Source organism: Pseudomonas chlororaphis, assembly GCA_001023535.1.
GTDB classification, from domain to species: domain Bacteria; phylum Pseudomonadota; class Gammaproteobacteria; order Pseudomonadales; family Pseudomonadaceae; genus Aquipseudomonas; species Aquipseudomonas chlororaphis_E.
In genome coordinates this window covers 3,932,250-3,952,539 of the sequence record CP011020.1, presented here as the reverse complement: position 1 = coordinate 3,952,539, position 20,290 = coordinate 3,932,250, and the positions used below count along the sequence as shown (strand labels likewise).

The 20,290-nt window shown below is 62.6% G+C and carries 12 protein-coding genes; 8 read left to right on the top strand and 4 right to left on the bottom strand.

What is annotated here, in order from left to right; genetic code table 11:
• Positions 1 to 66: 66 nt before the first annotated feature.
• Entirely contained in the window at positions 67 to 2,466 is a 2,400-nt protein-coding gene (locus tag VM99_17440; GenBank protein AKJ99767.1) for a xanthine dehydrogenase, read from the bottom strand.
• Positions 2,459 to 3,913, bottom strand: a complete 1,455-nt coding sequence (locus VM99_17435) for an FAD-binding molybdopterin dehydrogenase (GenBank protein ID AKJ99766.1) — start codon at positions 3,911 to 3,913, stop codon at positions 2,459 to 2,461. The genes VM99_17440 and VM99_17435 overlap by 8 nt, the downstream gene beginning before the upstream one ends.
• Before the next feature lie 263 nt (positions 3,914 to 4,176).
• On the opposite strand from VM99_17435, the gene VM99_17430 reads away from it, so the two are divergent.
• The 5 genes from VM99_17430 to VM99_17410 all read left to right on the top strand — a co-directional run bounded on the left by VM99_17430 (position 4,177) and on the right by VM99_17410 (position 13,202).
• Positions 4,177 to 4,836 carry a GntR family transcriptional regulator gene (locus VM99_17430; protein ID AKJ99765.1) on the top strand — a complete coding sequence of 220 codons (660 nt, stop codon included), beginning with the start codon at positions 4,177 to 4,179 and terminating at the stop codon, positions 4,834 to 4,836.
• A gap of 1 nt (position 4,837) precedes the next feature.
• Positions 4,838 to 8,326, top strand: a complete 3,489-nt coding sequence (locus VM99_17425) for a chromosome segregation protein SMC (GenBank protein AKJ99764.1) — start codon at positions 4,838 to 4,840, stop codon at positions 8,324 to 8,326.
• Between the two features lie 248 nt (positions 8,327 to 8,574).
• Positions 8,575 to 9,420, top strand: coding sequence for a cell division protein ZipA (gene zipA / locus VM99_17420; GenBank protein AKJ99763.1), 846 nt, complete (start codon positions 8,575 to 8,577; stop codon positions 9,418 to 9,420).
• A 152-nt stretch (positions 9,421 to 9,572) separates the two neighbouring features.
• Positions 9,573 to 11,930, top strand: a complete 2,358-nt coding sequence (locus VM99_17415) for an NAD-dependent DNA ligase LigA (GenBank protein ID AKJ99762.1) — start codon at positions 9,573 to 9,575, stop codon at positions 11,928 to 11,930.
• Positions 11,931 to 12,041: 111 nt separating this feature from the next.
• Positions 12,042 to 13,202, top strand: coding sequence for a DNA polymerase III subunit gamma/tau (locus tag VM99_17410; protein ID AKJ99761.1), 1,161 nt, complete (start codon positions 12,042 to 12,044; stop codon positions 13,200 to 13,202).
• Positions 13,203 to 14,428: 1,226 nt separating this feature from the next.
• Here VM99_17410 and VM99_17405 read toward each other — a convergent pair.
• The gene (locus VM99_17405; GenBank protein AKJ99760.1) at positions 14,429 to 14,743 is read right to left on the bottom strand and encodes a Cro/Cl family transcriptional regulator; all 315 of its coding nucleotides are present in this window, start codon (positions 14,741 to 14,743) and stop codon (positions 14,429 to 14,431) included.
• Between the two features lie 335 nt (positions 14,744 to 15,078).
• On the opposite strand from VM99_17405, the gene VM99_17400 reads away from it, so the two are divergent.
• Positions 15,079 to 16,821 (top strand): diguanylate cyclase, encoded by a 1,743-nt coding sequence (locus VM99_17400; protein ID AKJ99759.1) that lies wholly within the window; start codon positions 15,079 to 15,081, stop codon positions 16,819 to 16,821.
• Here VM99_17400 and VM99_17395 read toward each other — a convergent pair.
• On the bottom strand, positions 16,773 to 17,540 hold the full coding sequence (locus VM99_17395; GenBank protein ID AKJ99758.1) for an amino acid ABC transporter substrate-binding protein: 768 nt from the start codon (positions 17,538 to 17,540) through the stop codon (positions 16,773 to 16,775). The two genes, VM99_17400 and VM99_17395, sit on opposite strands and share 49 nt — an antisense overlap.
• Before the next feature lie 143 nt (positions 17,541 to 17,683).
• Between VM99_17395 and VM99_17390 the strand changes: the two genes are divergently transcribed.
• The gene (locus VM99_17390; protein AKJ99757.1) at positions 17,684 to 19,759 is read left to right on the top strand and encodes a DNA polymerase III subunit gamma/tau; all 2,076 of its coding nucleotides are present in this window, start codon (positions 17,684 to 17,686) and stop codon (positions 19,757 to 19,759) included.
• 62 nt (positions 19,760 to 19,821) lie between these two features.
• A complete protein-coding gene (locus tag VM99_17385; GenBank protein ID AKJ99756.1) occupies positions 19,822 to 20,160 on the top strand; it encodes a nucleoid-associated protein in 339 nt (112 codons plus the stop codon).
• Positions 20,161 to 20,290 lie beyond the last annotated feature (130 nt).

The following is a 20,290-nucleotide window of genomic DNA, read 5'->3' as shown; positions in this document are numbered from 1 at the left end:
ACAGGGTATTTGTGAACACCGACCCAATGTGGGAGCGAGCTTGCTCGCGATCGGCCGCGCCGCGGTCTAGAGCGAAGCCACTTCGACTTCAGCTTCCTCAGCCTTGACCGCCTTCAACCCACGCATCTGCTCGCAACCCCACAACACCCGTTCCGGTGTCGCCGGCGCGTCGATCTTCGGCTGGTGCCGGTAATCCCCCAGGCTCGCCACGGCGTCCTTGATGGCGCACCAGGCGGCGATGCCGAGCATGAACGGCGGCTCGCCCACGGCCTTGGAGTGGAACACGGTGTCTTCGGGGTTCTTGCGGTTTTCCACCAGCTTGACCCGCAAATCGAGCGGCATGTCGGCCACGGCGGGGATCTTGTAGCTGGCCGGACCGTTGGTCATCAGCTTGCCCTTGTCGTTCCACACCAGCTCTTCCATGGTCAGCCAACCCATGCCCTGGATGAAGCCGCCTTCGACCTGGCCAATGTCGATGGCCGGGTTCAGCGAGGCACCGACGTCGTGGAGGATGTCGGTGCGCAGCATCTTGTATTCGCCGGTGAGGGTGTCGACGATCACCTCGGCGCACGCCGCGCCATAGGCGTAGTAGTAGAACGGCCGGCCACGGGCCTGGCTGCGGTCGTAGTAGATTTTCGGGGTCTTATAGAAGCCGGTGCTCGACAGCGAGACCTGGGCGAAATAGGCCTGTTGGACCAACGCCTCGAAGGTCAGGATGTGATCGCGCACCCGCACATGGCCGTTGTGGAAGACCACGTCTTCCTCGCTGACCTTGTACTGCCGCGCGGCGAACTCCACCAGGCGCCGCTTGATGATCTCGGCGGCATTCTGCGCCGCCTTGCCGTTGAGGTCGGCACCACTGGAGGCGGCGGTGGGCGAGGTGTTGGGGACCTTGTCGGTGTTGGTCGCGGTGATCTGTACCCGGTCCATTTCCACCTGGAACACTTCGGCCACCACTTGCGCGACCTTGGTGTTCAGGCCCTGGCCCATTTCGGTGCCGCCGTGGTTCAGGTGGATGCTGCCGTCGGTGTAGACGTGGATCAGGGCACCGGCCTGGTTGAGGAAGCTGGCGGTGAACGAAATACCGAACTTCACCGGTGTCAACGCCAGGCCCTTTTTCAGGATCGGGCTGTTGGCGTTGTAGCGCCGCACCGCTTCGCGGCGTTCGGCGTACTGGCTGCTTTCTTCCAGTTCGCGGGTCATTTCCTCGAGCATGTTGTGCTCGACGGTCTGGTAGTAGTGGGTGACGTTGCGCTCGGTCTTGCCGTAGTAGTTGGCCTTGCGCACGGCCAGTGGGTCGAGCGCCAGGTGCCGGGCGATGGCGTCCATGACTTCTTCGATGGCCACCATGCCTTGGGGACCGCCGAAGCCGCGGTAGGCGGTGTTCGACGCGGTGTTGGTCTTGCAGCGATGGCCGTTGATGGTCGCGTCGCCCAGGTAATAGGCGTTGTCGGCATGGAACATCGCCCGGTCGACAATCGAGGCCGACAGGTCCGGCGAGCAGCCGCAGTTGCCGGCCAGTTCCAGGGCGATGCCGTGCAGGCGCCCGGTACTGTCGAAGCCCACGTCGTATTCGATGTAGAACGGGTGGCGCTTGCCGGTCATCAGCATGTCTTCGACCCGCGGCAGGCGCATCTTGGTCGGCTGCCCGGTGAGGTGAGCGATCACCGCGCACAGGCAGGCCGGGCTGGCGGCCTGGGTTTCCTTGCCGCCGAAGCCGCCGCCCATGCGGCGCATGTCCACCACCAACTTGTTCATCGACACGCCCAGCACTTCGGCCACCAGCTTCTGCACTTCGGTGGGGTTCTGGGTGGAGCAGTAGACGATCATGCCGCCGTCTTCGGTGGGCATCACCGAGGAGATCTGGGTTTCCAGGTAGAAGTGTTCTTGCCCGCCGATGTGCAACGAGCCCTGGATGCGATGTTCGGCGCTCGCCAGTGCGCCGGCCGAGTCACCGCGCTGATGGGTGTGGCTGTCGAGCACGAAGTGGCGCTTGCGCAATGCTTGGACCACGTCCAGCACCGGTTCCAGGTCTTCATATTCGACGATGGCCGCCATGGCTGCCTTGCGTGCGGTTTCCAGGTCCCGGGCAGCGACGGCCAGCACCGGCTGGCCGACGAATTGCACATCGTCGATCGCCAGCAGCGGGTCGCCGGGCAGCAACGGGCCGATGTCCTTGAGGCCCGGGATGTCTTCGTGGGTGATGGCGATGCGCACGCCTTCGAAGGCATAGCAAGGCGTGGTGTCGATGCGCAGGATCCGTGCATGGGCACGGTCCGAGAGGCGCGCGTAGACGTGCAACTGGTTGGGGAATTCGAGGCGGTCGTCGATGTACTGCGCCTCGCCGGACACATGCTTGGCGGCGCTGTCGTGCTTGACGCTGCGGCCTACACCGGTGCTCAGGTCGCGGGCGAACAGCTCGGCCAGCTCGGCTTGGGTCTTCTCTACGGCGTGGTGGTTAGACATAAGCGGTCACCCGAGTCTCGATGTGCGGCGTTTGCAGTTCGATGAAGTACTTGCGCAGCAGGTTGCGGGCGCTGAGCAGGCGGTATTCCTTGCTGGCGCGAAAGTCCGACAAGGGCGTGAAGTCCTCAGCCAGGGCCGCGCAGGCGCGTTCGACGGTGCTGTCGTTCCAAGGCGCACCAATCAGCACGGCTTCGCAATGGGTGGCGCGCTTGGGGGTCGCGGCCATGCCGCCGAAGGCCACGCGGGCATCGCGGACCACGCCGTTGTCGATGCGCAGGTTGAACGCCGCGCAAACGGCGGAAATATCGTCGTCCAGGCGCTTGGACACCTTGTAGGCGCGGAACGCCTGCTCGGCGCTGGCCCGGGGCACGATGATCTTCTCGATGAACTCGCTTTCCTGGCGGGCGGTCACCCGGTAGTCGATGAAGTAGTCTTCCAGCGCCAGGGTGCGGCGGGTCTGGCCCTTGCACAGGACGATCTGCGCGCCGAGGGCGATCAGCAGGGGCGGCGAGTCGCCGATCGGCGAAGCGTTGCCAATATTGCCGCCCAAGGTGCCCTGGTTGCGGATCTGCAAGGAGGCGAAGCGTTGCAGCAGGTCGCCAAAGTCCGGGTATTCGGCCTTCAGGGCTTCGTAGCAGTCGGACAGCGCGGTGGCGGCGCCGATCTCCAGGCGATCGTCGAAACGTTCAACGCGCTTGAGTTCGGCGACGTTGCCGACGTAGATCATCACCGGCAGGGTGCGGTGGAACTGGGTGACTTCCAACGCCAGGTCCGTGCCGCCCGCCAGCAGGCGCGCCTGGGGGTAGGCGTCATAGAGGTCGGCCAGGTCGGCCACGGTCAGGGGCACCAGGCAGCGCTTGTCGCCGCTGTTGAGCTCGCCGGTTTCGGTGGGGGCGATGGCTTTGAGGCGGGCGATGGTCTGGTCCTGGCGAGCGTCGAACTGATCCGGCTGGCTGGCGCAGCAGGCCTGTTCGGCGGCGGCCAGAATCGGCCGGTAGCCGGTGCAGCGACACAGGTTGCCGGCGAGGGCTTCATGGGCCTTGTGGGCGTCGGGTTGGGCGCTGTTCTTCTGCAGGGCGAACAGCGACATGACAAAGCCCGGCGTGCAGAAGCCGCATTGCGAGCCATGGCAATCGACCATCGCTTGCTGGACGCTGTGCAACTGGCCCTGGTGCTTGAGGTCTTCGACGCTGATCAGCTGTTTGCCATGCAGGGACGAGACGAACGTCAGGCATGAGTTGAGACTGCGATAGCGCAGGCCTTCGCGGCCGTTGTCGTCGGTGTGCAGTTCGCCCACCACCACGGTGCACGCGCCACAGTCGCCGCTGGCGCAGCCTTCCTTGGTACCGGATTTGCCGAGGTGCTCGCGCAGGTAATTGAGCACGGTCAGGTTCGGGTCCAGGGCATGCTCGCTACGGAGCTCCTGGTTGAGTAAAAACTGGATCACGGAAGGCCTCGCAGACTCATTATTGTTGTATCGACGTGGGCCGAATTTAGCAGGTCTGACTTTTCGGTCAATGATTTTCTGACTTAAAGGTCAGGAAAATTCGGTTTGTCGATTTACAACGGGTGAATTGAGTATTGACCCTCGGGCCATACCCTGCTTTTTTGCTTATATCGTGCCAAAACCCGGTACAGGCCCTGCGCCATGACGTAGTGAGTGCGCTACACTGCGCCGCTTGTGCAAATCGAAGAGTTTGAAGGAAAACCATGACGTTCAAGGCCCCGGACAGCCTCGCCGAGCAAATCGCCCATCATCTCGCCGAGCGCATCATTCGCGGTGAAATGAAGCCGGGAGAGCGCATCCAGGAGCAGAAGGTCACCCTGGCGCTCAATGTCAGCCGTGGGTCGGTCCGCGAGGCCTTGTTGATCCTGGAGCGGCGCCACCTGGTGGCGATCCTGCCGCGCCGTGGCGCCCACGTCACCGAACTCACTGAACACAAGGTGCGCAGCCTGTGCACGCTGATGAGCGAGCTGTACATCCTGCTGGGCAATGCCGTGGCCCATGGCTGGCAGCAACCGGCCGACATGGCGCCGTTCGTGGCGATCCAGCAGCGCCTGACGGACGCCTTCCAGCGCCAGGACATCCGCACCTTCGTCGATGAAAGCTTCAGCGTGATGCGCGCGGCGTACCCCTTTGCCAACAACCCGTACCTACAGGAAACCGTCGAGAACCTGCAACCGGCCATGAGCCGTGCCTATTTCCTGGCGCTGGACCAGCGCAAGGCCGAAATGAGCGAGTTCCTCGATTTGTTCCAGCGCCTGCTCGTCGCCGTGCTGGCCCGTGATTTGCCGCAGATCCGCATCGTGCTGACGGCCTACGCCCAGCGCAGTTGCGACCTGGTGGTTTCTGCCCTGACGGCGGCCTGACGTGCGACTCAAGTGCATCAAGCTGGCGGGGTTCAAGTCCTTCGTCGACCCGACGACGGTGAACTTCCCCAGTAACATGGCGGCGGTGGTCGGCCCCAATGGCTGCGGCAAATCGAACATCATCGACGCCGTGCGCTGGGTGATGGGCGAGAGCTCGGCCAAGAACCTGCGCGGCGAGTCGATGACCGACGTCATCTTCAACGGCTCCACCAGCCGCAAGCCGGTCAGCCAGGCCAGCATCGAACTGGTGTTCGATAACTCCGACAGCACCCTGGTGGGCGAGTATGCGGCCTACGCGGAGATTTCCATTCGCCGCAAGGTCACGCGCGACAGCCAGAACAGTTACTTCCTGAACGGTGCCAAGTGTCGGCGCCGGGACATCACTGACATTTTCCTGGGGACCGGCTTGGGCCCGCGCAGCTACTCGATCATCGAGCAGGGCATGATCTCCAAGCTGATCGAGGCCAAGCCTGAAGACCTGCGCAACTTCATCGAAGAAGCCGCCGGTATTTCCAAATACAAGGAACGACGCCGGGAAACGGAAAACCGTATCCGCCGCACCCATGAAAACCTCGCCCGCCTGACCGACCTGCGCGAAGAGCTCGAACGGCAGCTCGAACGCTTGCACCGTCAGGCCGAGGCGGCCAAGAAATACCAGGAATACAAGGGCGAGGAGCGTCAGCTCAAGGCCCAGCTCTCGGCCCTGCGCTGGCAGGCGTTGAACGAACAGGTCGGCCAGCGTGAGGCGGTCATCGGCAACCAGGAGGTCAGCTTCGAAGCGCTGGTGGCCGAGCAGCGCAACGCCGACGCGGCCATCGAACGGCTGCGGGACGGGCACCATGACCTGTCCGAGCGCTTCAATCTGGTGCAAGGACGCTTCTATTCCGTGGGCGGCGACATCGCCCGGGTCGAACAGAGTATCCAGCATGGCCAGCAGCGGCTGCGCCAGTTGCAGGATGACTTGAAGGAGGCCGAACGCGCGCGCCTGGAAACCGAATCCCACCTGGGCCATGACCGTACGCTGCTGCTGACCCTTGGCGAAGAGCTGGAACGGCTCACGCCGGAGCAGGAAATCACCAGTGCCGCCGCCGAAGAAGCCGCCGCGGCCCTGGAAGAAGCCGAAGTGACCATGCATGGCTGGCAGGAACAATGGGACAGCTTCAACCTGACTTCGGCCGAGCCACGCCGCCAGGCCGAGGTCCAGCAGTCACGCATCCAACAGTTGGAAACCAGCATGGAGCGCCTGGCCGAGCGCCAGCGCCGTTTGGCCGAAGAGCGCGCGTTGCTGGCGGCGGACCCGGAAGACGCGGCGATCCTGGACCTGAGCGAGCAACTGGCGACCAGCGAAGCCACCCTCGAAGACTTGCAGGCCAGCGAGGACGCCCAGGTCGAGCGCCTGGAGCAGTTGCGCCAGGCCTTGCAGGCGGCTTTGCACAACCAGCAGCAGGCCCAGGGCGAATTGCAGCGGCTCAATGGCCGTCTTGCCTCGCTGGAAGCCTTGCAGCAGGCCGCGCTGGACCCGGGCACGGGCACCGCCGAATGGCTGCGCGACCAGCACCTGGCCGAGCGGCCGCGCCTGGCCGAGGGCCTGAAGGTCGATGCCGGTTGGGAACTGGCGGTGGAGACCGTGCTGGGTGCCGATCTGCAAGCGGTGTTGGTGGACGATTTCGGCGGCTTAGACCTGTCAGGCTTCAGCCAGGGCGATTTGCGCCTGCTCAGCCCGGCGGGCGACGGGGTGCGGGTGCCCGGCAGCTTGCTGGACAAAGTCGAGGCCCTGGTCGACCTGTCGCCCTGGCTGGGCCAGGTCAAGCCGGTGGAGAGCCTCGAACAGGCGTTGGCGCTGCGAGGGCAACTGGCGCCGGGCGAGAGCCTGATCAGCCGCGACGGGTACTGGGTTGGCCGGCATTTCCTGCGGGTGCGCCGGGCCAGCGAAGCCGAGAGCGGGATGCTCGCCCGTGGTCAGGAAATCCAGCGCCTGGGTGCCGAGCGCGAAGAGCGCGAGGCCAGCGTCGAAGCCCTGGAAAGCGAATTGCAGAACCTGCGGGCGCAACAGCGTCAGCAGGAGAACGGCCGCGAACACCTGCGACGGCTGTTGCAGGACGAAGCTCGCCAGCAGGGCGAACTGAAGGCTCAGTTGTCAGCGGGCAAGGCCAAGGTCGAACAACTGGCGCTGCGCCGCACGCGGCTTGAGGAAGAGATCGCCGAGCTGGGTGAGCAGCGGGCGCTGGAGCATGAACAGATCGGCGAGGCGCGCCTGCAATTGCAGGAAGCCCTCGACGCCATGGCCCAGGACACCGAGCAGCGCGAGTTGCTGCTGGCCCAGCGCGACAGCCTGCGCGAGCGCCTGGACCGGGTGCGCCAAGAGGCGCGGCAGCATAAGGATCACGCCCATCAACTGGCCGTGCGCCTGGGCTCGCTCAAGGCGCAATACGATTCCACGCGCCAGGCGCTGGAACGCCTGGAAATGCAGTCCGAGCGCCTGACCGAAAAACGCGAGCAGTTGAGTCTCAACCTGGAGGAGGGCGAGGCGCCGCTGGAAGAGTTGCGCCTCAAGCTCGAAGAGTTGCTCGACAAGCGCATGACCGTCGACGAAGAACTCAAGACGGCGCAGATCGCCCTGGAAGACGCCGACCGCGAGCTGCGTGACGCCGAGAAGCGCCGTAGCCAGGCCGAGCAGCAATCCCAGTTGATCCGCACCCAGATGGAACAGCAACGCCTGGAATGGCAAGCCCTGACCGTGCGCCGCAAGGCCTTGCAGGACCAGTTGCTGGAGGATGGCTACGACCTCGACGGCGTGCTCGCCACCCTGGTGGCCGGCGCGAACGAGAAGGACGCCGAGGAAGAGCTCGAACGCATCGCCCAGCGCATCCAGCGCCTGGGTGCCATCAACCTGGCGGCCATCGACGAATACCAGCAGCAGTCCGAACGCAAACGCTACCTCGACGCGCAGAACGATGACCTGGTGGAAGCGCTGGAGACCCTGGAAAACGTCATCCGCAAGATCGACAAGGAAACCCGCAACCGCTTCAAGGATACCTTTGATCAGATCAACGGCGGTTTGCAGGCCCTTTTCCCAAAAGTTTTCGGTGGCGGCAGCGCGTACTTGGAACTGACGGGTGAAGATTTACTCGATACAGGGGTGACAATCATGGCGCGTCCTCCTGGCAAGAAGAACAGCACCATCCATTTGCTCTCCGGTGGCGAGAAGGCGTTGACCGCCCTGGCCCTGGTTTTTGCCATTTTCAAACTGAATCCGGCGCCGTTCTGCATGCTCGACGAAGTCGATGCACCCCTGGATGACGCTAACGTGGGCCGTTACGCACGACTGGTGAAGGAAATGTCCGAAACGGTGCAGTTCATCTACATCACCCACAACAAGATCGCCATGGAAATGGCCGACCAGTTGATGGGCGTGACCATGCACGAGCCGGGTTGCTCGCGGCTGGTGGCAGTGGATGTGGAGGAGGCCATGGCAATGGTGGATGCGTGAAGGGTGGGCCTGTAGGGCATCTACTTGGAGCGCTGTAGGTATTTTTTACCCTGACGCCTTCACAGATTGGCACAAGGCCATGCGACAGACGGTGTAAAGTTATCTTTGGTCGTGCTAGTTTAATGTCAATTTTTCGTATGCGTGGGCAAAAGGCCATTCAGAACATAGAGTTGGCGCCACGTTTTAAAGCGGTTTGCAATTAGCTAAGCCCCTTATTTTTCAGCATTTTTATAGAGGCACGGGATTACATGGAAATCGGTCTGCGCGAGTGGCTGATCGTCATCGGCATCATTGTCATTGCCGGTATTCTTTTCGACGGCTGGCGCCGCATGCGCGGTGGCAAGGGGAAACTGAAGTTTCGCCTGGACCGCAGCCTGTCGAACCTGCCGGATGACGATGGCAACGCCGAACTGCTGGGCCCGCCCCGAGTGCTCGACACGCATAAAGAGCCACAGCTCGATGAGCACGACCTGCCGTCGATGAGCGCCCCGGTGCGCGAGCCCCGGGAGTCTGGCTCCAAGCGCGGCAAGCGCAACAGCGAGCCATCCCAGGGCGACCTGAACCTCAACCTGGACCTGGACGGCGGCCCGAGCCTGAACAGCCGTGACGACGACTTCCCGGACGAGAACAGGACATCGAACGCCGACAAGGATCAGGCCCAGGCCGAGGAAGTGCTGGTGATCAGCGTGATCTGCCGCGACCCGGCCGGCTTCAAGGGCCCGGCGCTGTTGCAGAACATCCTGGAAAGCGGCCTGCGTTTTGGCGAGATGGACATTTTCCATCGGCACGAGAGCATGGCCGGCAACGGCGAGGTGCTGTTCTCCATGGCCAACGCCGTCAAGCCGGGTGTATTCGACCTGGACGACATCGACCATTTCAGCACGCCGGCGGTGAGTTTCTTCCTCGGCCTGCCGGGCCCGCGTCATCCCAAGCAGGCCTTCGATGTGATGGTGGCCGCAGCCCGCAAGCTGTCCCAGGAGCTCAATGGCGAACTGAAGGATGACCAGCGCAGCGTGCTGACCGCCCAGACCATCGAGCACTACCGCCAGCGCATCGTCGAGTTCGAGCGTCGGGCGTTGACCCAGAAGCGCTGAAGTCATCAGAGACGTGTAGCTGAGGGACTTTTGTGGCGAGGGGATAGATCCCCTCGCCACAGGTTCTGTATGGGTAGGTTCGGGTGCGAACTGCCGACGATTTTAAAAGATTGAGCAGCCTAGGCTGCTCTTTTGCTTTATGAGAGAACACTATGAAAGCCGCTGAAACCCGCATCCTAGAGCTGCGCACCGAACTGGATCAGCACAATTACCGCTACCACGTCCTCGATGAGCCGAGTATTCCGGACGCCGAGTACGACCGCCTGTTCCACGAGCTCAAGGCCCTGGAAGAGCAACACCCGGAGCTGGTGACCAGCGACTCCCCGACCCAGCGGGTGGGCAGCGTGGCGCTGTCGGCGTTCAGCCAGGTGCGGCACGAGATCCCGATGCTCAGCCTGGGCAACGCCTTCGACGAAACCACGATGCGCGAATTCGACCGCCGGGTGACCGAAGGCCTCGATTTGCCGATGGGCGATCTGCTGGGTAGCGGGGCGGCGGTGGAGTACAGCTGCGAACCCAAGCTCGATGGTCTGGCGGTCAGTCTGTTGTACCAGGATGGCGTGCTGGTGCGCGGTGCCACGCGCGGTGATGGCACCACCGGCGAAGACATCAGCGTCAATGTGCGCACCGTGCGCAACATCCCGCTCAAGTTGCAGGGCAGCGGCTGGCCGCCGGTGCTGGAGGTGCGTGGCGAGGTGTACATGTCCAAGGCCGGCTTCGAGCGCCTCAATGCCTCGCAGCTGGAGGTGGGTGGCAAGACCTTCGCCAACCCGCGCAACGCGGCGGCGGGCAGCTTGCGACAACTGGACTCGAAGATCACTGCCAACCGTCCCCTGGAATTCTGCTGCTACGGCATTGGCCAGGTCAGTCGCGACATCGCCGACACGCACATCGGCAATCTCAAGCAGCTCAAGGTCTGGGGCATGCCCATCAGCCGCGAGCTGAAGCTGGCCCATGGCATCGATGAATGCCTGGATTACTACCGCGACATCGGCGAGCGGCGCAACGCACTGCCCTACGAGATCGACGGCGTGGTGTTCAAGGTCAACAGCATTGCCTCCCAGCGCGAACTCGGTTTTCGCGCCCGTGAGCCACGTTGGGCGATCGCCCATAAATTCCCGGCCAGTGAAGAGCTCACCGAACTGCTGGACGTCGAGTTCCAGGTCGGTCGCACCGGCGCGGTCACGCCCGTGGCCCGGCTCAAGCCGGTGAAAGTAGCTGGCGTGACCGTGGCCAACGCCACGCTGCACAACATGGACGAAGTGGCGCGGCTGGGCCTGATGATCGGCGACACGGTGATCATCCGTCGCGCCGGTGACGTGATCCCGCAGGTGGTGCAAGTCGTCACCGAGCGGCGTCCGGAACATGCCCGCCCGGTGGAAATCCCCCAGCAGTGTCCGGTGTGCGGGTCCCATGTGGAGCGCACGCAACTGATCAAGCGCAGCAAAGGCCGTGAGACCATCAGCGAAGGCGCGGTGTACCGCTGCGTGGGTCGCCTGGCGTGCGGGGCGCAGCTCAAGCAGGCGATCATCCATTTCGTCTCGCGCCGGGCCATGGACATCGAAGGCCTGGGCGAGAAGAGCGTCGAGCAGTTGGTGGATGAAGGCCTGGTGGGGTCGCCGGCGGATTTGTATGCGCTGACGTTCGAGCAGGTGGTCGATCTGGAAGGCTTCGCCGAGCTGTCGAGCAAGAACCTGCTGGCGGCGATTGCCGACAGCAAGAAACCGAGCCTGGCGCGTTTCGTCTACGCGCTGGGCATCCCGGACGTGGGCGAGGAAACCGCCAAGGTCCTGGCGCGCTCCCTCGGCTCCCTGGAGCGCGTCCAGGCGGCCCTGCCGCAAGTGCTCACCTACCTGCCGGATATCGGCCTGGAAGTGGCCCACGAGATCCACAGCTTCTTCGAAGACCCGCATAACCGCCAGGTGATCAAGGACCTGCTGCGCCATGGCCTGGACATTCAGGATCAGGGCGAGCTGGGCGCCGAGTTCTCTGCCAGTACCACCCTCGGTGGCTTCCTCGACAAGTTGCACGTGCCGTCGGTCGGGCCGGGCGGGGCGCAGAAACTGGCGGATAAGTTCGGTTCGCTCGAAGCAGTCATGGACGCCGACTGGCTGGACATGCGCCAGGCGTTGCCGGAAAAACAGGCCAACGCCGTGCGCGAGTTTTTCGCCATCGCCGAGAATCGCCAGCAAGCGCAGGCCGCCGAGCAGCAGTTGCGCGATTTCGGCATGCATTGGCAGAGCGAGAAGAAAGTCGTCGAAGGGTTGCCCGAGGCGGGTCACACCTGGGTGTTGACCGGTTCGTTGGAGCTGATGAGTCGCGACGTCGCCAAGGAGAAGCTGGAGGGGCTGGGGGCCAAGGTCGCCGGTTCCGTGTCGGCGAAGACCCATTGTGTCGTGGCCGGGCCGGGCGCGGGTTCGAAGTTGACCAAGGCCAATGAGCTGGGGCTCAAGGTGCTGGATGAAGAAGCGTTTGTCGCGTTTCTTGGCCAGCATGGCATCACGGTCTAGCTGGCAGCGACCGGGGTGGCTGTGCCGCCCAGCGGGAGCGAGCTCCCTCGCCACGGGAACGATCGGGGGATGTGGATGATCTAGTCTTGCAGACTCCCGGGAGAGATCGCCATGTACCGCTTCTTCGAACAACTGAGCTCACGCATCGCCGCGCCTTTCCTGGGGGACCGTTCGCGTAACAGCAAGGTCTGGCCGTGTCGGTGCGGGCAGTCATTGTTTTTTCGCAACAGCCAATGCCTGGCGTGCCTGGCGGTGCTGGGGTATCAACCGGAGCAGAGTCGTCTTTCGTCATTGCAACCAGGCGAACAACCCGACACCTGGACCCTGGATGCCGACCCGCAAGCCGGGTTGTTCCGTCGTTGCGCCAATCTGGACACCCCGGCCGGGTGCAATTGGTTGCTGCCAGCCAACGACCACGACACCTTGTGTATCGCCTGCCGCCTGAACCGCACCATTCCCGACCTGTCGATCCCGGAGAACCCCGAGCGCTGGCGCAAGGTCGAGATCGCCAAGCGTCGCCTGGTAGCGCAGTTGATCACCCTCGGCTTGCCGGTCGTCGCGAAAACCGTCGACGAAAAGGCCGGCCTGGCTTTCGATTTCATCGGTGTCGACCCGGACGGCAAACCGCCGATGACCGGCCACGCCAGTGGGCTGATCACCCTCGACATCAAAGAGGCGGACGACGCCCATCGCGAATACGTGCGCCAGCAGATGCGCGAACCCTATCGCACCTTGCTCGGGCATTTCCGTCACGAGGTGGGTCACTATTACTGGGATCGGTTGATCGCCAACAGCCATTGGCTCGAAGCGTTCCGTGCGCTGTTCGGCGACGAGCGCGCCAGCTATGCCGAAGCCCTGGATCGCCACTACCAGCAGGGCGCGCCGCTGGACTGGCAAACGCACTACGTCAGCGCCTACGCCACTATGCACCCCTGGGAAGACTGGGCCGAGACCTGGGCGCACTACCTGCACATGATGGACGCCGTGGACACCGCGCTAGGCTTCGGCATGAGCGCCCGGGAAATGGATTTCGACTACCAACCGTTCCCGCCCGAGACCTTGTACGACCCGGGGCATGCCGGGGGCGCGGCCTTTCTCTCGTTCGTCAACGCCTGGATCGAACTGGCCGGCATGCTCAACGAACTTTCCCGCAGCATGGGCCAGCCGGACTTCTACCCCTTCGTCGTGCCGGCTGCGGTCATCACCAAGTTGCATTTCATTCATCTGGTGATTCAGGAGGAGGGTGGTCGGGCGGATGAGGTGTTGTTGTAGCCTGCGAACTTTTTGGGTGTAACAAACTTTGTAATAAAGACGCAGAATATAACCTGTCGGTGTTGCGACTGCTGGCAATTGTTACTATCTGTTCTGATAGTATCTCGCTCACAAAATTTCCCTTACTCTGAGACGAGTCGTGAATGGCGGTTTTAGATATTTGGGAGAGTGTTATGAAAGATAAGGCAACAGATAAGCCCGCTACACCCGGTAAACGTGCAACCATCCCCAACGCACCTCGCAACCTTGCTCAAGCCGGAGCAGGTCGATACACCATCATGTTGAGCTGGCTGATTTCGGACAACGTCAGGCCCGATGAAATTGCCAGTCACACGTTTAAAGTGACCAAGACAGAAAATGGCCAGGAACAATTCGTACCTGCCGCCAGAATACAACCGGACAGTAATGGCCAGTATGCGCATACGATCGAAGTCAGTGGAGGTGCGCAACCTGTTAAGTTCAATGTTCAAGTCAGGGCTCAGGCGCTTAATGCGGAGTATGGTCCTTACTGTCCGGTATTAATCTGTTCCACTGCAGTTTAGGGTGTGTGCGAAATAGCTTAGAACGCCAACCTAAGCGTGCGTATTGAATAGCTGATGGATTCTTCAGGTGTTTGTCCCATTGCCTTGGGGGAGCAAAGCTTGCTCGCGACAGCGAGGGGCCTTTTTCCTTCAAGGTCGAATATGCCTGAGCCATCGTGAGCAGGCTCGCTCCCGTTCCGGGCTTGTAGGCCCCGAGCCCCATGAGAGCGAGCCCCCGCTTGCGAAAGCCCCTATCAGGCGACCCCGATGCCGAACCCGCCTCCACCCTCCCAAGCGCCAACCGCTCCCCCAGCAAGTGCTTGAGCCCCTTCGATTTTTAATCCATGGCGAACGGTTGTAACTTCTCGCCAGATAGGTACAATGGCGCGGCTCGCCGTCAGGCAGCGTCGTTATGGTGACCCCATCGGTCCCCCCGCAACGATTACCCGTGAACCTGGTCAGATCCGGAAGGAAGCAGCCACAGCGGGAACATTGTGTGCCGGGGTGTGGCTGGTGGGGTTGCCTCCATAACGCTCTCAAGCCTTCGTTCGCAAGGTTCGTAAAATTCCCTTTTTTAGTTGCCCGATCGACAGGTCGCTGCTTTCTGCTGCCCGGACATCGGCTGGCAGGGCAACCGATTGCCCACGCAAAAGCCTGGCTGCCGTCTCGCCGGCAAACCAGGCTTTTTTGTGTTTCATAACTGCATCAAGGCTTGGACATGGCCTGGTCAACCGCTGCGATCAGCTTTCCCAGATCCTTCGGGGTGGCTTTGTGTATGACACCGAACAGATACGCTCGCTGTTCTTCTTCATCGGCCATGTCGCTAAAAAAGGCCTTCAACTGCACATCCAGTACGTCGGCAAGCATGAACAAGGCTTCGACGCTGGGGGTGTAGGTGCCGGTTTCGAAACGGCTGATGGTTTTGGGGTCAAAACCGGTTTTTTCGCCAAGTTCAGCCTGAGTTAGCCCCGCTACTTTGCGATAGCGTCTGATGGCTGGACCCAAACTTGAAATTTGCATCGCTTAATTCCCATTTAGAATCAAGAACTTAACGATAGATTTTTGCATTAGGCAACCGCATGATTCATCACCTTGCTTTGCAAAATGTGATGTGTTTCGTAGAATCGGCCTTTGGTATGGGCATTTGGTGACCTGCTGCAGAGGTCGGCATGCGCGAAAAGAATGCGCCATGCACGTCAGCTCGTGACCAACGGCATGGGGGTTGGTCCCCCGGATCGTGCTGCCAGGGCCCGGATCCAGCTTACCTCAAGGTCTTTGAGCCTAGTTGATTTTCGCCTCTGCGAGGGCGGCAACCGCGCGCGCCAAATGAGCCTGACTCATGGATGACTGCTTCGATGGATAAGAAGTACCGCAGAGCCGTTGACGCTGCCGCGATTTTCTCCGAAACCGATTTGAGCGGGCGCATTACCTACGTCAACGAGCCGTTCTGCCAACTGTTCGGCTATTCGCGTGACGAGCTGCTGGGGGCGAACCATCGCCTGCTCAATTCCGGCCAGCACCCTGACGAGTTCTTCAGTGCCATGTGGCGCACCATTACCTTGGGGCAGGTCTGGAAAGGCGAGATCTGCAACCGGGCCAAGGACGGTACGTTGCATTGGGTCGATACCACCCTGGTGCCGGTGATCGACGACGATACGGGGCAAATCGAGCGCTACCTGGCGATTCGCTTTGACGTCAGCGAAAAGCGCCGGCTGCTGCACTCGTTGCAATGGCGAGTCGGCCATGACGTGCTGACAGGCTTGCCCAATCGCACTTACCTTTCCGAATTGCTGGACCAGGCCCTGGCGTTTTCCCGGGCGGAAAACCTGCCCCTGGCGGTCTGCATGCTCGATCTCGATGGATTCAAGGCCGTCAACGACGGGCATGGCCATGCCAGTGGCGATCAACTGTTGGTGGAGGTCGCCCGGCGCCTGCGTAGCATTGTGCGTGGCGAGGACGTGGTCGCGCGGCTGGCTGGGGATGAATTTGTGCTGGTGTTGCGCCATGTGCGCGGCATCGATGAACTGAACGCGGCGTTGAACCGGGTGTTGATCGCCGTTTCCATGCCGTATGCCATTGATGGCAAGAGCGTCAAGGTCTTCGCCAGCATCGGCGTCACGCTGTTCCCGTGGGATGACGAAGACGCCGAGACCTTGTTGCGCCACGCCGACCAGGCGATGTACGTGGCCAAGCAAAGCGGCCGCAACCGTTTCCACCTGTTCGATGTATCCCGCGACAAGGAAGTGCGCGCCACCTATCAAACGGTCGAGCGGGTACGGCAGGCACTGGTGAACGATGAGTTGCGCCTGCATTTCCAGCCCAAGGTCAACATGCGCAGTGGCACCGTGGTCGGCCTGGAGGCGTTGCTGCGCTGGAAGCATCCGCAACGGGGCCTGGTGCCGCCTGGGGAGTTCCTGCCGCTGGTGGAGGAAACCGACCTGATCGTCGAGATCGGCGAGTGGGTCATGGGGCAGGTCCTGACCCAACTGCAACAGTGGCAGCAAGCGGGGCAGGGGTGGCCGGTGAGCATCAATATCTCGGCCCGGCATTTCCAGCGGGCGGACTTCGTCGAGCGGCTGCGGCAGGTGCTGGAGCGGCATCCGGCGGTATCGCCGCGCTTGCTGGACCTGCAGATCGTCGAGTCCGTCGCCGTGGAAAACCTCGTCAATGTCAGCGCCTGCCTCCAGGCCTGCCAGGCGCTGGGTGTAAGGTTTTCACTGGGCGGCTTCGGCACCGGTTTTTGTTCGCTCAATGACCTCAAGCACTTGCGCACGCAAACCATCAAGATCGACAAGGCGTTCGTCCGTGACATCCTGCATGATCAGGATGATCTGGCGCTGACCGAAGCGGTAATTGGCCTGGCCCGGGCGTTTGGCCGCGAGGTCGTGGCCGAGGGGCTGGACAGCCTCGAACATGGGCAACTGCTGTTGCGCCTGGGCTGCGAGGTCGCCCAGGGGTACTTCATTGCCCGGCCCATGCCGGCCGAACGGGTGCCGGGCTGGGTGTCGGGCTTCAGTCCACCGACGCAATGGCGGCAGCGACCGGACGGTCAAGGCGATCGGGTGTCGCTCGCCGACTCCACGTCGCGACCGGTGTAGAGCTGGATGATCGCGTCGATTTCCCCTGACAGTTTCATTTTCAACAGGGTACGCAGGATGCGTTGGGCGGGGATTGTCGGATCGTTGCGCACATAACAGCTCAGTTCCCGCTCCTGGAGCACCGCTACCTCCTGTAATTGCCGTTCTGCGGCGTGCCGTTGATTGAACCAGTCCAGCGCCCATTGGTTGCTCACCGCATAGCGATACCGCCCGGCCAGCAGTTTCGCCAGCACCTGGTCCTGGCTACGGGCGTCGTCCCGCCGTAGCTGGCCGCTGTCGAACAGCGGTTGCAAGGTTGGGTAGGAATAACTGAGCACGGTGCCGATGGGTTGCGGTTCCAGTCGCGCCGGTACCACGCGCTCGGGGCCGCCAGGGGGGCCGACGAGCAGGTCGCGCTGGAAGAACAACGGGATGCTCCAGAGGTAATTGCGACTGTCGTCATGCACCCATTCCGGGGTGACATAACAGCGCAAGTCGGTTTCACCGTTTTTCATGGCGCCGTCAAGGCGGGCGCGGGACAGCACGTGGAATTCGGCCGGCATGCCGACCTGGGTGGCCAGGCTGATCATGATGTCGGGCAATATGCCCTGGGTCGGACGGCCGCGTTCGATCTGCACCATGGGCATGGCCCAGCCGTCGGTGATGGCGATACGCAAGGGTACTTCTTCTGCCAGACAACTGGTCCCCAGCAACAGCAAAGCCCCCATGGCTGTGCGCATAAACTCTCCTGACCAAGCCAAACCGTGTCGACAACCGAGCCCCAGACCCAAGCTTAGACATATTAGACGAGCGCACCGGATGCAATTTCGCCCCTGCTCCGCTAGCATTAGCCGCTTATGTTCCTTCGTTGCGACGGTTTTCGATGAGTTATCAGGTTCTTGCACGTAAATGGCGTCCGCGCTCGTTCCGCGAAATGGTCGGCCAGACCCATGTGCTCAAGGCTCTGATCAATGCCTTGGACAGCCAGCGGCTGCACCACGCCTACCTGTTTACCGGAACCCGTGGCGTGGGCAAGACCACGATCGCGCGGATCATCGCCAAATGCCTGAACTGTGAAGCCGGTATCACTTCGACCCCGTGTGGCGAGTGTTCGGTCTGCCGGGAAATCGACGAAGGCCGTTTCGTCGACCTGATCGAGATCGACGCCGCCAGTCGCACCAAGGTCGAGGACACCCGCGAGCTGCTCGATAACGTGCAGTACGCCCCGAGCCGTGGGCGCTTCAAGGTCTACCTGATCGACGAAGTGCACATGCTCTCCAGTCATTCCTTCAACGCGTTGCTCAAGACCCTCGAAGAGCCGCCGCCCTACGTCAAGTTCATCCTGGCGACCACCGACCCGCAGAAACTTCCTGCGACGATCCTGTCCCGTTGCCTGCAGTTCTCCTTGAAGAACATGACCCCGGAGCGGGTGGTCGAGCACCTGACCCACGTCCTGGGCGTGGAGAACGTGCCTTTCGAAGACGATGCATTGTGGCTGCTCGGTCGCGCCGCCGATGGCTCGATGCGCGATGCCATGAGCCTGACCGACCAGGCCATTGCGTTCGGCGAAGGCAAGGTCATGGCGGCCGATGTGCGGGCCATGCTCGGCACCCTCGATCATGGCCAGGTCTATGACGTGTTGCAGGCGCTGATCGAAGGCGATGCCAAGGCTCTGCTCGAAGCCGTGCGTCACTTGGCCGAGCAAGGCCCGGACTGGAGTGGCGTGCTTTCGGAAATCCTCAACGTGCTGCACCGGGTCGCCATCGCCCAGGCCTTGCCAGAAGGCGTCGACAACGGCCACGGCGACCGTGACCGGGTGCTGGCCCTGGCCCAGGCACTGCCGGCCGAAGACGTGCAGTTCTACTACCAGATGGGCCTGATCGGCCGACGCGACCTGCCCCTGGCGCCGGACCCGCGCGGTGGCTTCGAAATGGTCCTGCTGCGGATGCTCGCGTTCCGCCCGGCCGACACGGCGGACGCCCCGAGGCAACCGCTAAAGCCAGTGGGGATCAGCCAGGCCACAGCTGATTCCGCCAAGCCAGTGGCTGCCGCGCCCGTCGTTGCGCCGGCAGTGGCTTCTGCTCCGCCAGCGCCGGCCCCGGTCCCGACGCCGGTCGTCGCACCTGCCGCGCCCGAGCCTGAGACAGTGCTCGAGGCCGAACCTGAGCCTGAACCCGAGCCAGTCGCCGAAGCGGTGATCGATTTGCCCTGGAACGACCCGGTCGAGCCGCCCATCGTCCAGCAGCCAGCGGTGGAGCCCGTACTGGAAACCGTCGCCGAGCAGCCCGAGTTGCCGCCGATGCCCTTGCCGACACCCGACAGCGTGGTGCCCGAGGCGCCCGAGTGGGTCGCCGCCCCGGTGCCGGAGCCGACAGTGGCCGACGTCGCGATCGCCACGCCGGGCATGGACCTGGATGACGAACCGCCGCTGGACGAAGACTACATCGAGCCGGACCTGGACTCGGCCTACAGCTACCTGGACGAGCTGGCCAGCGAGCATGCCGCCGAGCCGGCTCCCGAGCCTGAACCGGAACCGGCGGCAATGCCGGCCACCGGGCTGGCCTTGCAATGGCTGGAGCTGTTCCCGAAACTGCCGATCACCGGCATGACCGGTAGCATCGCCGCCAACTGCACATTGATTTCCGTGGAAGGGGACCACTGGTTGCTGCACCTGGACCCGGCCCACAGCGCATTGTTCAACGCCACCCAACAGCGTCGCCTGAACGAGGCGTTGAACCAGTACCACCAGCGCACCCTGACGCTGAGCATCGAGCTGATCAAACCTGAGCAGGAAACCCCGGCCCAGGCCGCGTCCCGTCGCCGTGCCGACCGTCAGCGCGAGGCCGAGGAGTCGATCCACGGTGATCCGTTCATCCAGCAGATGATGCAACAGTTCGGCGCGGTGGTGCGTCACGATACTATCGAACCTGTCGAGGCCCCGGTCACCCAGGGCTCATAACTGAGGGCGCCGGCCGAACGGGCCGGCGCTTTGTTTACCCAAGTACTTTCGAGGTGATTCCCATGATGAAAGGTGGCATGGCCGGCCTGATGAAGCAGGCGCAGCAGATGCAGGAAAAAATGGCCAAGATGCAGGAAGAGCTGGCCAACGCCGAAGTCACCGGCAAGTCCGGCGGCGACATGGTGACCGTGGTCATGACCGGCCGCCATGACATCAAGCGCGTCAGCATCGACCCGAGCGTGGTCGAAGGCCTGAGCGAAGATGACAAGGAAATGCTCGAAGCGCTGTTCGCCGCTGCCGTGAACGACGCGGTGCGCAAGATCGAAGCCAACAGCCAGGACAAGATGTCCGGCATGACCGCTGGCATGCAACTGCCACCGGGCATGAAACTGCCGTTCTGATTCGCCATCCCGTTCGGGATGGGCTACACACAATGCCAGGCATCGCGCCTGGCATTTTTGTTTCTGCTGCGCAGCGGGCATCGTTGTGGGAGCGTGCCTGCTCGCGAAGGGGGCCCTGCGAACAAACATC

Excerpts from the sequence above, each read along its gene's own strand:
- VM99_17390 (AKJ99757.1), top strand. The coding sequence starts at position 17,684 with ATGAGTTATCAGGTTCTTGCACGTAAATGGCGTCCGCGCTCGTTCCGC.
- VM99_17405 (AKJ99760.1), bottom strand. The coding sequence starts at position 14,743 with ATGCAAATTTCAAGTTTGGGTCCAGCCATCAGACGCTATCGCAAAGTA.
- VM99_17440 (AKJ99767.1), bottom strand. The coding sequence starts at position 2,466 with ATGTCTAACCACCACGCCGTAGAGAAGACCCAAGCCGAGCTGGCCGAG.
- VM99_17385 (AKJ99756.1), top strand. The coding sequence starts at position 19,822 with ATGATGAAAGGTGGCATGGCCGGCCTGATGAAGCAGGCGCAGCAGATG.
- VM99_17395 (AKJ99758.1), bottom strand. The coding sequence starts at position 17,540 with ATGCGCACAGCCATGGGGGCTTTGCTGTTGCTGGGGACCAGTTGTCTG.
- VM99_17400 (AKJ99759.1), top strand. The coding sequence starts at position 15,079 with ATGGATAAGAAGTACCGCAGAGCCGTTGACGCTGCCGCGATTTTCTCC.
- VM99_17410 (AKJ99761.1), top strand. The coding sequence starts at position 12,042 with ATGTACCGCTTCTTCGAACAACTGAGCTCACGCATCGCCGCGCCTTTC.
- VM99_17415 (AKJ99762.1), top strand. The coding sequence starts at position 9,573 with ATGAAAGCCGCTGAAACCCGCATCCTAGAGCTGCGCACCGAACTGGAT.
- VM99_17430 (AKJ99765.1), top strand. The coding sequence starts at position 4,177 with ATGACGTTCAAGGCCCCGGACAGCCTCGCCGAGCAAATCGCCCATCAT.
- zipA (AKJ99763.1), top strand. The coding sequence starts at position 8,575 with ATGGAAATCGGTCTGCGCGAGTGGCTGATCGTCATCGGCATCATTGTC.